The sequence below is a fragment of the Streptomyces sp. A1277 genome (assembly GCF_004795015.1).
Taxonomy (GTDB): Bacteria; Actinomycetota; Actinomycetes; order Streptomycetales; family Streptomycetaceae; genus Streptomyces.
This window is the reverse complement of the sequence record NZ_SSBI01000002.1, coordinates 123569-135375: the sequence shown is the minus strand read 5'-3', so window position 1 is coordinate 135375 and position 11807 is coordinate 123569. Positions and strand designations below refer to the sequence as shown.

The following is an 11807-nucleotide window of genomic DNA, read 5'->3' as shown; positions in this document are numbered from 1 at the left end:
GGGAAATATGCGAAGCATGCGTAATGTCGCATCCGCCGGGGCACTGACCACCCTGATGGTGGGAGCGACCGCCGCGTTCGGCACGACCGCCTCCGCGGCGCCCAACGTCACACCGCAGAGTGTCTGCGGGAACGCCTACAAGACCGTGAACTCGGCCGCCGTCGGCTCCCTCGGCACGATCTACCTGACGTACAACGCCTCGAACGGCAAGAACTGTGTGGTGACCATCCGGTCCAACCCGGGCACCGCTCAGGACATGTCCGCGTCCATCTACATCCCCGACACCGACGCCTGGGCGGACGACACAGGGAAGTTCACGTCGTACGCGGGCCCGGCCTACGCCTACGGCAAGGGCCACTGCGTGAGCTGGAGCGGCCACATCGCCAACGTGTACGTGTCGGTGGATAACTCCAACTGCGCCTCCCTCAAGGAGAATCGGGTCCTCGAAGTCCGCTGACCCGCACCCCACACCGGACCCGTGCCCGGCACCCCCCGGGCACGGGTCCGGCATGCACGGGACGGCCGGTTCGAGGACTGACCGGCGCCGGGGCTACGACAGTGCCTAGACAGGCGGGTTGAGCTTGCGGAAGTACGTCCAGCTGGTCTCGTTCGGCTCGCTCCACCGTTCCGGCGCGTGGGCGAATTCCGGGTGGTGGGCGGAGATGTAGGCGCGGGTGCGTTCGGGGACCTCGGCGTACGAGCCCAGCTTCCGGCCCCGGCAGTGGAAGGTGAGGCCGCCGGGCGCCTGGCCCCGGGCCATCCACGGCAGCCACGGGGACATCCGCGTCCACGACATGGTGGCAGGGACGCTGGGCGCCGATCCGGCCAGATCGGCACGGTCGGCGAAGAACTGGAAGAGCTCCAGGGCCTTGTACGTGTCCCCGGCCGAGTGGACGGGGTAATCGGCCACGGGCAGCGGCGAGGGGTAGGCCAGCGGGATTTCCAGGCTGAAGCACACCTGCGGGCCCAGGTCGGTCGTCGGGACCGGGAAGGGGCGCCACCTCTGGTTGGCGGGGTCGTTCCAGACATGCACCACCGGCAGGCCGTTCCAGGTCTCCAGGATCTTCCGGGTGCCGGGGTTCAGGTAGAAGGCCGCTTCGCGGGTGAGCAGCTGATAGGCGTCCGGACCCGCCTCGGCGTCCTGGACGAGGCGGGCGACGTTGAGCCCCTCGAAGCCCAAGACCCGCTCGTAGGGCTGGCCGGGAGCCCATGCGTACACATCACCCGACCACCAGTACGTGACCTCCTCGCCGTCGAGGGAGGCCCGGGTGCGGGCGAGGGAACGGAGCAGCTCAGAGGGTGTCGTCATGCCAAGCACTCTGCGCGAGCGCCGGTCCGGCCGGGCGCGAAACCCTGCCACCAGGACCGAAACGGCCGAAAACCACCGCTGCGCGGGCCGCCCGGACCGGGCATCCCCGTACTTCACGAAGGCCGGTGCGTGCCTGATCTACACGACCTGCCAGCAGATGTACCCGGGCTCCTCGTTCATCTCGCAGATCACCTCCGGCGACGAGACACCGGGGACACGAAGTACGCCACCTGGTACTCGGCGTGCGACGGCGTCATCCTCCCGTACACCAGCACCCGGCTGGACGGCGCCACGAACAACAACGTGGTCTGCCAGAACCACATCGGGTACTTGGCCGGCACGGTCGTGCTGGGCCAGGTCGCGCGCTTCATCGCCTCCTGACCCACCCCACCCGACACCGAAAGGCCCGGCCCCCGGCATGCGCCACGCCGGGGGCCGGACGCGTCAGGCGCTCTGGCGGGAATCGCGAACGCCCCGCCCCGCACGCGCGTGGGCCGATGCCAGCACCGCCATCGCCGAGGTGGCCGCGGCGGCGACGGCGAAGCCCCCGCGCGCCCCGTACACGTCCACCGCGTGCCTCGCCATCGCCGCCGCACCGGCCGACCCCGCGGCGCTCGCGGAGTTCAGCCTGATGAACGCCTGGGTCAGCGCGGCCGGGCCGACCGATGCCGTGGTGAGCACCGAGGAGAGGACCAGGATCGGCGGGACCGCCAGGCCGGTGGCGGCGAGTGCGAGACCCATCCCCGGAAGGGAGCTTGCGGTGAGCACCGGCAGGCAGCCCACCGCCAACCCGATGGCCGCGAAGGCCAGTTGCGTCTGCGGTGCACCGCGCCATCGGCGCAGACCGTAGAGCCAGCCGGCCAGCAGACCGGCGCAGTTCGACACCGCGTAGAGCGGCGCGGCTGCCTGCGCCGCCCCGTGCTCCACCGCGAAGCCCGTCACCGAGACCTGCATCGCACCGAAGTGCACTGCGGCCCGACCAGTGCCTCGGTGACGGCGAAGCAACCGGTCACGAGACCGGCCACGGTATAGGAGCCGGTGCGGTCGTGCACCAGCCAGACGATGCCGAGGCTCGTCATGGCGATGCCCGTGCGGCCCGCGATGGCGGTGAGGAAGAAGGCTGCGGCACCGGGGGTGCGGAGCAGCGCGCGATAGGTCGACGACGACACGGCGCGTCCCTTTCGCTGCCCGGCGGGGTGGACCACATGGGGTCGTCGGCGTCCTGATGTGCCGACCCGTGGTCATCGCCTGGAACCGTCCAGTGTCGGCGTGGAGCGGGGACGCGCACCCCACGCCGGTTCCGTCACCGAGCAGTGGTCTGCCGAAATGGTTCGGACAGGAGACCCGGAAAGAAGATCCGGATCTCGGATCCGGACCCGAGGTCCGGTGTGAGCTTCGGATCCGAGGTCCGGTGTGAGCTTCGGATCCGAGGTCCGGGTGTGAGCTTCGGAACTCGGATCCGGGCCTGAAAGCAGCCCGAGCCCAGGCTCTCCGGGCGGACCGCGTCCAGCCCCGCCGGCCCGTGCGCGGCAGCGGCGAGAACGGTCCGCCCCGGATTCCTACGACGGTGCGGGCGCCCCCGGGTGGCCTGGCCTCAGGCCCGGCCGCGCCGGCGCCGCACCGCGGTGAAGCCCAGCGCGCCCGCTCCCGTCGCGACGAGGCCCGCCGCGGCCACCGCGGCCACCGAGACGCCGCCGCTCCCGGTCCGGGCCAGTTGCGCGGTCATGCCGGACGGCGTCGCGGTGGCGGCCGCCCCGGCGGTCGTCGGAAGGGGAGAGGCCGAACCGGCGGACGTCGTCGAGGTGGCCGACGGAGTCGGCGTCGCGGTGCCGGTCGCCGACGCTGCCTTCACCGTGACCGACGCCGGCGGTCCGCAGCTGGTGGTACCCCTGAACGGGATGGATCCCTCGTTGACGATCGCGCAGGGGCTTACGGTGGTCTTTCCGACCGGTGCGTCCTTCCGGTAGGTCACGCGGACCTTGGCGGACGTGCTGCTGTGGGCCGCGAGGGAGGCGTCCTTGCCGATGACGTCGAAGCCGTAGACGTCCGGCTCGGCGCTGGAAGCGACCGGCTTGAGCGTCGTCCACTTCCCCGAGCGCTGTACCTGCACCGTGGTGTGGCGGTTGGTGAACAGCACGTCGGTGACGTTCTCGTACGCCGACGCCGTCGGGTTGGTGACCGTGGCCCGGAAGGTGACACCGGGCCCGCCCGCGACGGCGGTGGCAGGCACACCAAACAGCCGGGTGCTCAGTCCGTGGACCTGAACGGTGTCCACATCGGTGTCGTTGGCGGCGCCCGAGACACCGTAGGAGATCATGGTCGTCAGCTTCAGGCGGTTGGTGCCGCCGTTGCTGTCGCCGTCGTGGGGACTCCCCATGGGGAGACCGAGGCGCAGCTGTACCGTCCGCGACTTGCCGGCCGCCAGCGGGAACGTCTCGGGCAGTTCGCCGGAGAACTCCGCGTCGTCGTAGGTCAACGGCACCGTTTTCCACGCCGTTCCGTCCAGCCGGTACTGCAGGCTGAGGGCGTTCGGCGGGAGACCGCTGCCGCCGTCGATGCGGTAGATCAGCCGGGCGGCGGACGTGTCGTACGCTCCGGTGTTGGAAGCCGTGGTGGTGAAGCCGACCGGCAGGCCCCCCAGCCCGATCTCCGCCGGTGCGGCAGTGGACACGGAGAGCGCCGGCGGCATGGTGTCCGTCGGCACGGCCATGGCGGCAGGGGCCAGGACGGCTCCGGCGGCGGCCAGAAGGAGCCCGGCTCCCGTGGCCACGACGGACGAGCGCAGTGTGCGTGCAGTGGTGTTCAACGTTTCCCCCGTGAATGCTCGTGCGGCGCGGCCGATTGCCGCGTCCGATGACGGTGAGTGGTCGTGCCCGCCGCCTCACACAGTTGGACAGGCGGTCCGGCCTTCGAGTTGTGCCCTCCTTTGCGACGGTTCTGTGACGGAGTGGTCTTGGACGCGTACGGTCGGCAGCCGTCCTCGGCAACGGGGCCGCAGGCGGTTGCGCGGCCGCCTACTGCCGCTCTCTGTCGCCGCTCTCTGTCGCCGCTTTCCGCCGCCGCTTTCCGCCGCCGCGCGTCACCGCGTAGGCCGGCCGTTCCGCGTCAGAGGCGGTCCACGTCCACGACGGCCTGAGCGAAGGCGGCGGGCGCCTCTTGCGGCAGGTTGTGGCCGATGCCCGCCAGCGTTCGGTGGTCGTACGGGCCTGTGAACTGGTGACGGTACGAAGCCCCGTCATCCGTAGGGGCGAACGGATCCCGCTCCGCGTCGAGCGTGATGGTGGGGACGGCGATGGTCGGCATCGTGAACAGCACCCGCTCGTAGCGGTCGTAGCGGCGCTCGCCGTCCGCGAGGCCGAGCCGCCAGCGGTAGTTGTGGATCACGATGTCCGCGTAGTCGGGGTTCTCGAAGGCTGCGGCCGTGCGCGCGAAGGTGGCGTCGTCGAAGTCCCAGGTGGGGGACACGGTGTCCCAGACCAGCCGGCACAGCTCGGGCCGGGTCCTGTCGTCCTTCATGGCGCTGCGCCCCCGCTCGGTGGCGAAGTAGTACTGATACCACCACGTGTGCTCGGCCTCCGGGGCCAGAGGAGTCTTCTGGGCCTCGACGTTGGTGATGAGGTATCCGCTGACCGATACGAGCGCCTTGACGCGCTCGGGCCACAGCACCGCCATGATGTCGGCCGTGCGCGATCCCCAGTCGAAGCCGGCCAGCACGGCCTTCTCGATCTTCAGCGCGTCCATCAGGGCGATGATGTCGAGGGCGACCGCCGACTGCTGGGCGTTGCGGAAGGTGCGGGAGGACAGGAAACGCGTCGTGCCGTGACCGCGCAGGTAGGGGACGATCACCCGGTACCCCCGGGCGGCGAGCAGAGGCGCGACGTCGACGTAGCTGTGGATGTCATAGGGCCAGCCGTGCAGGCAGATGACCACGGGGCCGTGCGCCGGTCCGGCCTCGGCGTAGCCGACGTTCAGCAGACCGGCCCTGATGCGCTTCAGCTCGCCGAAGGAGGTGTGGCCCCCGGGAGCCGTCGCGGGCACCGTCGGCGCCGGTGCTCCGTCTCCCGTGCGAGGAGCGGCCGATGCGGTGGGCGCTGTGGAGAGCCCGGCGGCCACGGAAGCAGCGGCCGCGTCGGTGCCGAGACCGACGGCCTTGCCGAAGGTACGCCTGTTGATCAAGTGGAGCCTCCTGTGCGGGTGGACGGCCGCAACGCGTGTGCGTGGGCGCCGGGGTGGGTGGGGTACGGGGGAGGGGAGCCCCGGGCTCGGGCGCCCCGAAGGGTGCTGCCCGTCCGTCAGACCATGGGGCTGACGGGCCGCTCGTCGCCGACGAGGGCGCGGCCGTATATCTCCCGGGCCAGGCCGGGGTTGAGCGTGGGGTGCCGGGCCGAGGTCTCCGGGTCGCGCCAGTGGCGCTGGATGAGACTGGCCTGCGAGAAGCTGCTCGCACCGCTCACCGTGAGCAGCAACTGCACCGCCTGACGCAGGCAGGTGGAGGCATGCCCCACGTCCATGCGCACCCGGGCCCGGTCCAGCAGGGGGCGGCCTCGGACGATTCCGCCGCCGCGTCGACCGCGGAGGCGGAACGCATGAGGTGGAGGGAGGCGGAGTCGATCAGGATGCTCGCATCGGCGAGCGCGGCCTGGACGCTGGGGGAGTCGGCCAGGCGGCGGTGGAGGGACATGTCGATGGTCAGCGCACCGACCGGGATGAGGGCGAGTCCGGGCCCCGACAGGTCGCCGTCGGACCCAGGCGCTGGACGGGCAGGCCAGGGCCGTCTCGGCCAGGACGTCGACGCACGCGGTGAGGGGCAGCTCGTACCCGCCGAGGCTCCGCGGCACGTCGAGCCGGAACAAGCCTGCCTCGCGCAGCGCCCGCGCGGCCTCGGGCGTCAGCCTGCTCTCCCGCTCGGCGGCGTCGGCGTTCCGGCGCAGGACGGGGGCGATCGCGCGGGCGGATGCGACAAGCGGGTGGGCCGGGGCGCCGAACCGCGGGTCCTGCCGGGGAACTAACCGATTCATGATCGCTCCAGGAAGCTGAAACGGACCGAAAACATATTCGGACCCATGGGTCCACTTAGTGTTCAGAGCGTAAACGGACCCCGGCAGCGCGAAGTTCCCCGCCGCGCGAGAAATTCCGACCGGCTCGGCAACCGGCTCCGAATAGGCGGGGGCGAGGGCCGTTTCGGCGCCGGGTACGGGCACAATGGGCGGGTGAGTTCCGCAGAGACGAGTCCCGGCCCCGGCGCGTCGGCCACGCCCTTGCGCAGGGCCGACGCCCGCCGCAACCACGAGCGGGTCTTCGCGGCGGCGCTCGACGTCTTCCAGGAATCCGGCCTCCAGGGCACCGTTCCGCAGATCGCCGAACGGGCCGAGGTGGGCAAGGCGACCGTCTACCGCAGCTACCCCACCAAGGAAGACCTCGTGGCGGCTGCCGTCAACCACCGGCTGACGGAGCTGGAGCGGGCGACCGCCGTCGCGTTGCAAGAGGCCGACCCCTACCGGGCGTTCGCCGATTACGTGCTCCGCCTCTTCGAGGCTCTCGCCGGTGACCGGCTGCTGTCGGAGGTGCTCGCCGACGCCGGCGTCCGCAACGGCTCCGGCCTGCTGATCCAACTGTCGGAATTGATGGAAGCCGCCAAGGCCACCGGAAAGGTCCGGGCCGACGCCTCGGTGCTCGATCTGCGCATCGTGCTCTGCGGCCTCGCCGTCCAGCTGATCAGGATCGCCGACCGGGACCCCGCGCTCTGGCGCCGGTACGGCGAACTGACCCTCCAGGCACTGCGCCCCTGACCACATCGGGGCGGCGGCCGGACCGGCGGCCCCACCCGGCCGAGGACCGGCGTCAGTCCTTCAGGCCGTAGAAGCGCATGGCCGAATTCGGGACGAAGCCGATCCGCGGATACACCGGCGCGCCCGCGGCGGTCGCGTGCAGCGTGGCCCGGGTCAGGCCGGTGGCCCGGGCACCCTCGTACAGCGCCTTGCGCGTCACCGCCTCCCCGTACCCCCGGCGTTCCCACTCCGGATCGGTGGCGACGAGCACGACGAAGAGCCGCCCCTCAGCCTCCACCGTGGCGGCACACGTCACGGGCACGCCCTGGCGCAGCCCCAGGTAGGCGTGCACGCCGCTCTTCCAGAGTGAGGACCCCGCGATCCCGTCACGGCCCGCCTCCAGAGGAAACCCGTAGGCGCGCGAGTTGAGGTCCGCGTAGGCGAGCAGCTGCTCGTCACTGCTCACCCGGACGAACTCCAGCTCGGGGTGGGCCGGTTCGGGAAGCGGGAACAGGTTTCCGGCCATGCCCGTGCCGGGAAAGGCGTACGCGAGACCTGCCCGCTCGGCCGCCTCGTCCAGCGCCGTGCGTCCCTCCTCGTGGAGGAGCCCCTCGAAGACCCACAGGAAACCGGGCTGCCTCTTCGCCCGCATGATGTCCGCCGCCTGCCCCATACGCTGCCCGACGAGCTGGGCATCCGCCCCGACGTCGGTCAGGGTGACGCAGTTCCAGAAGGCGAAGCCGCAGTCGGCCCACCGGACAGCGATCCCGGGCAGGTCCCGTACATCCGCGTCCGCATCCCGGTCGAGCACCATGGCCCGCCAGGCCACGGCGAGTTGTTCCATCGATTCGACCGACTCCGCGAGAACCGTCACCACAACTCCCGAAATGTATTGAGCGCACGAAGAGCCGGCCGGATGCGGCCTGATGCCCGTTGTCGCTGGGATCATAGGTTCCGACCAGGGGGTCGCGGGGCGATTCTGTGGACGTGTGCACCTTTCGAGGGCATGCCGAGTGGCGCATGAGGAAGGACGAGACATGAGCGAGGCCGCCGGCCGGGGCATCGACGTGGACGAGGGTGTCGGGCGGACCGCCCTGATGGTGGCCGCGGCGCGCGCCATCGAGTCCGGCCGCCCCGACGCCCTGGCCCGTGACACCTATGCCGAACACTTCGTACGCGCGTCCGAGGTCAGTGCGGACTGGCCCGTTCACCCCGGTCAGGTGCCCGGGGGAGACGCCGACCCGTTGTGGGGCAGGCTGGGCCGCTTCTTCGCGCTGCGCACCCGGGTGTTCGACGACTTCCTGCTGGACCGGGCGGAGGCGGGAACCCGGCAGGCCGTCATCCTGGGCGCCGGGCTCGACGCCCGCGCCTTCCGGCTGGCGTGGCCGCCCGGCTGCACCGTCTTCGAGATCGACCGGGCGGAGGTCCTCGCCTTCAAACGGACCGTGCTGGACGCGTTGGGCGCCGTACCGTCGGCCGTACGGCACCCGCTCGCAGCGGATCTGCGCCACGGCTGGGTCGAGCGGCTGACCGCGGCCGGGTTCGATCCGCGGACGCCCACGAGCTGGGTGGCCGAAGGGCTGCTCCCGTACCTGCCGCCCGCCGCGGAACGCGCCCTGATCGACACCGTCGTCGCACACAGCGCGGCGGGGAGCGCCCTGGCCTACGAGGTGAAGCACGGTATGCAGCCGGCCGCGACCGCCGACTACCCCCTGCACACCCTCGTACGCGAACGGATCGGGGTCGACCTGTCCGCTCTGTTCAACCCCGAACCCCGACCCGACTCGACCGCCGCCCTCACCGCCCGGGGATGGGCCACGACCGTCCGCACACCGTTCGACTTCACCAGGCAGTACGGCCGCGGCCCTCTTCCACAGCCCACCAACGACACACTGGCCGCCAACCAGTGGGTCTTCGCATCCACACCGGCAGGACACTGATGCACGTCGACGAACCGGGCGCGCCACCCGTCAGGAACACCGTGCCGGCTGCCTGACTCCGCGCTCGTGCCCACGCCGCGTACCGGGCTACTCGCGAACCCGCGCGTCCACCGAGGGCTCCACGTGTTCCTCGGCGCTCTCCTTGTCCGCCCCCAGCCCGGCCAGCAGGCGCAGCCCGTCCTCGGCGGGGCTGCCGGCGGCCGCGGACAGCACCAGCATCTCGCGGCCCGGGGCGTCGGGAAGCACGAAATTCTCCTGGTGCAGCTCCAGCAGCCCGACCAGCGGGTGCCGATACACCTTGCGTCCATGCGTGCGGGCACGGACGTCAGCACGGGCCCACAGGCGGCGGAAGCGATCACTCCCCATGGCCAGCGCACCGATCAGCGAGGCCAGGCGCGTGTCCTCCGGATACTTGCCGGCGGCCAGCCGCAAATGCCCGACCGCGTCTAGCGTGCACTGCTCCCACTCCGCGTACAGACCGCGATCGGTCTCCTCGAGGAAGAGGTGCCGGGCGGTGTTCAGCCCCGGCATCGACCGGCCGTACAGCAGCCCGGCGAGACGGTTTCCGGCGAGTACGTCCATACGGTGGTCCATGATCATCGCGGGTGCGTCGGTCACCAGATCGAGGACCCGCAGCAACTCCGGCCGGACCCGGCCGCCGGGTGTCTTCGCACGCCGGCGGCGTTGCCGGGCCAGCCGGTAGAGGTGCTCCCGCTCGATCTCGTCAAGGCCGAGGACGCGGGCGAGTGCGTCGAGGACCTGCTCGGAGGGCTGGGTCGCCCGGCCCTGCTCCAGGCGTACGTAGTAGTCGACGCTGACCCCCGACAGGTGCGCGACCTCCTCGCGGCGCAGGCCGTCCACCCTTCGGCGGCTGTCGACGGCGATGCCGGCGGAGGCCGGTTCGACCCGGGAGCGCCGGGTCCGCAGGAAGCCCGCTAGATCGTCCATGCCCCCAAGTATGGCCTCGGCAGCGCCCCGGGAAGGTGGCCCTGCCGGTACCAGGAAGACCCGTCCTACGGAAGAAGCGTCCCTGAACGCCGCACGGAGCAGCCCCCAGGATCGGGAGCAGCCGATCCCGAGGAGTTCCCCATGAAGACGCTCATCGTCCACGCCCACCCCGAGCCGGAGTCGCTGAACGGTTCGCTGAAGGATCTCGCGGTGTCCACCCTGGAGGCAGCCGGGCACGAGGTGCGGGTGAGCGACCTGTACGCGATGGACTGGAAGGCGGTCGTCGACGCCACGGACTACGGCCCCGACGCCTCGAACCCACTGAAGGCGGCCCGCGACTCCGGCCGCGCCTTCGACGCCGGGACGCTCACCGCGGACGTACGCGGCGAGCAGGAGAAGCTGCTGTGGGCCGACACCGTCATCTTCCAGTTCCCCCTGTGGTGGTACGCGATGCCCGCGATCCTGAAGGGCTGGGTGGACCGGGTGTTCACCTACCGCTTCGCGTACGGCGTCGGCGAGCACAGCGACACCAAGTACGGCGAGCGCTACGGCGAAGGCACCCTCGCGGGCAGGAGGGCTCTGCTGTCGGTGACCATCGGCGGCCCGGAACCGCACTACTCCGCCCGCGGCATCAACGGCCCCATCGAGGACCTGCTGTTCCCGATCCAGCACGGCGTCCTCCACTACCCGGGCCTCGAAGTACTGCCGCCTTTCGTGCTGTACGGCGCCGACCGGATGACCGCCGAGGAGTACTCGGAGGCGGCCAAGGCGTGGGAACGGCGCCTCCTCACCGTGGAGACGACCGATCCGATCCCGTTCCGCCGGCAGAACTCCGGCGACTACGTCATCCCCTCCCTGCACCTCAAGGAGGGCGTGGAGCCGGCCGGCCGCACCGGCTTCGGGCTGCACGTGCGCGGATGACCGGCGGCGGGGGAGTGGGCGGCACTGGCATCGGCGTCCATGGTGCTGAGAGAGCCGTCGACGTCCCGAGTCCTGCTGGTGGACGATGACGATCGCCCGGCCCGCGACCTGCACGTGGAGACGTACAAGCACTGGAGAAGATCCTCGCCGACAGCCGCGCCCGTGCCATCGGCGTCTCCGATTTCCGGATCCCCCGCCTGCGGCGGCTCATGGAGCACACCGACGTCGTTCCGGCCGTCAACCAGGTCGAACTGCGCCCCGGCCTCCAGCAGGCGGAACTGCGTGCCTTCCACGCCGAACACCGCATCGCCACCGAGGCGTGGAGCCACGCTGGCCCAGGGCGCGGTGCTCGGGGACGAGGCGGTCACCGCCATCGCTCAGGCCAACGGCGTAACCCCGGCACAGGTCGTGCCGCGGGGGCACCTGCAGACGGGCAACATCGTGATCCAGCAGACCCGGCCAGAACTCCTCGCCCGGCACCTCGCCGGTGGCGACCAGGGTGCCCTGTGCGTTGGGGATGCGCACGTACTCGGCCTGGCAGGTGCTCATGAACTCGCGGTTCCGGCAGTGCGACTGGAAGCCGTTGCGGCAATGCGCACACGTGTTGTCCGAGGTCGCGAACGAGCCGACCACGAACTGCCCGGGCCGCACCGCGGTCACCTCCGATCCGACCTCCTCCACGAAGCCGACGTACTCGTGCTCGTGCCCCATCGGATGCGGGCCGTCGATCGGCTCCGCACCGCGATACGGCCACAGGTCCGAACCGCACACACAGGTCACGGCCGTCCGGACGACCGCGTCGGTCGGCTTGATGATTGATCTTGGCTTCTGCCGCGTTCTCCAGGCGCACATCGCCGGGAGCGTGGATCACTGCTCCGCGCATGAGAGAAATTCCTTACCTACGGTGGCGGCCGGTGACAC

At 71.0% G+C, this 11807-nt stretch carries 13 protein-coding genes and 3 pseudogenes; 6 read left to right on the top strand and 10 right to left on the bottom strand.

Features of this window, described 5'->3' with window-relative positions:
• The first annotated feature begins 7 nt into the window (after positions 1-7).
• Complete coding sequence (locus E6R18_RS02075; protein ID WP_136315073.1) at positions 8-457, top strand: spore-associated protein; 450 nt, start codon at positions 8-10, stop codon at positions 455-457.
• Positions 458-562: 105 nt separating this feature from the next.
• On the opposite strand, the gene E6R18_RS02070 is transcribed toward E6R18_RS02075, so the two are convergent.
• Complete coding sequence (locus E6R18_RS02070) at positions 563-1309, bottom strand: DUF1838 family protein (RefSeq protein ID WP_136315072.1); 747 nt, start codon at positions 1307-1309, stop codon at positions 563-565.
• Between the two features lie 121 nt (positions 1310-1430).
• On the opposite strand from E6R18_RS02070, the pseudogene E6R18_RS02065 reads away from it, so the two are divergent.
• A pseudogene (locus E6R18_RS02065) lies at positions 1431-1690 on the top strand (lipase); the annotation flags it as partial.
• Between the two features lie 63 nt (positions 1691-1753).
• On the opposite strand, the gene E6R18_RS02060 reads toward E6R18_RS02065, so the two are convergent.
• The 6 genes from E6R18_RS02060 to E6R18_RS35200 form a co-directional block, all read right to left on the bottom strand.
• On the bottom strand, positions 1754-2263 hold the full coding sequence (locus E6R18_RS02060) for a hypothetical protein (RefSeq protein WP_240799568.1): 510 nt from the start codon (positions 2261-2263) through the stop codon (positions 1754-1756).
• Positions 2248-2478 carry a hypothetical protein gene (locus E6R18_RS34630; RefSeq protein ID WP_240799567.1) on the bottom strand — a complete coding sequence of 77 codons (231 nt, stop codon included), beginning with the start codon at positions 2476-2478 and terminating at the stop codon, positions 2248-2250. Before E6R18_RS34630 ends, E6R18_RS02060 begins: the two co-directional genes overlap by 16 nt.
• 425 nt (positions 2479-2903) lie before the next feature.
• Complete coding sequence (locus E6R18_RS02055; protein WP_136315071.1) at positions 2904-4115, bottom strand: hypothetical protein; 1212 nt, start codon at positions 4113-4115, stop codon at positions 2904-2906.
• A gap of 299 nt (positions 4116-4414) precedes the next feature.
• Positions 4415-5485 (bottom strand): alpha/beta hydrolase, encoded by a 1071-nt coding sequence (locus tag E6R18_RS02050; protein ID WP_136315070.1) that lies wholly within the window; start codon positions 5483-5485, stop codon positions 4415-4417.
• A 116-nt stretch (positions 5486-5601) separates the two neighbouring features.
• Positions 5602-5841, bottom strand: a complete 240-nt coding sequence (locus E6R18_RS35205; RefSeq protein ID WP_276607252.1) for a hypothetical protein — start codon at positions 5839-5841, stop codon at positions 5602-5604.
• On the bottom strand, positions 5760-5990 hold the full coding sequence (locus tag E6R18_RS35200; RefSeq protein WP_276607248.1) for a hypothetical protein: 231 nt from the start codon (positions 5988-5990) through the stop codon (positions 5760-5762). Before E6R18_RS35200 ends, E6R18_RS35205 begins: the two co-directional genes overlap by 82 nt.
• Before the next feature lie 529 nt (positions 5991-6519).
• Here E6R18_RS35200 and E6R18_RS02040 point away from each other — a divergent pair.
• Entirely contained in the window at positions 6520-7098 is a 579-nt protein-coding gene (locus tag E6R18_RS02040; RefSeq protein ID WP_240799566.1) for a TetR/AcrR family transcriptional regulator, read from the top strand.
• A gap of 52 nt (positions 7099-7150) precedes the next feature.
• On the opposite strand, the gene E6R18_RS02035 is transcribed toward E6R18_RS02040, so the two are convergent.
• On the bottom strand, positions 7151-7951 hold the full coding sequence (locus E6R18_RS02035; RefSeq protein ID WP_136315069.1) for a GNAT family N-acetyltransferase: 801 nt from the start codon (positions 7949-7951) through the stop codon (positions 7151-7153).
• 163 nt (positions 7952-8114) lie between these two features.
• Between E6R18_RS02035 and E6R18_RS02030 the strand changes: the two genes are divergently transcribed.
• Positions 8115-9017: an SAM-dependent methyltransferase gene (locus E6R18_RS02030; RefSeq protein WP_136315068.1), complete on the top strand. Its 903-nt coding sequence runs from the start codon at positions 8115-8117 to the stop codon at positions 9015-9017.
• An 87-nt stretch (positions 9018-9104) separates the two neighbouring features.
• Here E6R18_RS02030 and E6R18_RS02025 read toward each other — a convergent pair whose 3' ends face one another.
• Positions 9105-9965: a helix-turn-helix transcriptional regulator gene (locus E6R18_RS02025; RefSeq protein WP_136315201.1), complete on the bottom strand. Its 861-nt coding sequence runs from the start codon at positions 9963-9965 to the stop codon at positions 9105-9107.
• A gap of 141 nt (positions 9966-10106) precedes the next feature.
• Here E6R18_RS02025 and E6R18_RS02020 point away from each other — a divergent pair, with 141 nt between their 5' ends.
• Complete coding sequence (locus E6R18_RS02020) at positions 10107-10886, top strand: NAD(P)H-dependent oxidoreductase (RefSeq protein ID WP_136315067.1); 780 nt, start codon at positions 10107-10109, stop codon at positions 10884-10886.
• Positions 10887-10982: 96 nt separating this feature from the next.
• Positions 10983-11333, top strand: a pseudogene (locus E6R18_RS34620) (aldo/keto reductase); the annotation flags it as partial.
• Here the strand turns inward: E6R18_RS34620 and E6R18_RS02010 are convergent.
• A pseudogene (locus E6R18_RS02010) lies at positions 11334-11769 on the bottom strand (alcohol dehydrogenase catalytic domain-containing protein); the annotation flags it as partial. It lies immediately after the preceding pseudogene.
• Positions 11770-11807: the final 38 nt, after the last annotated feature.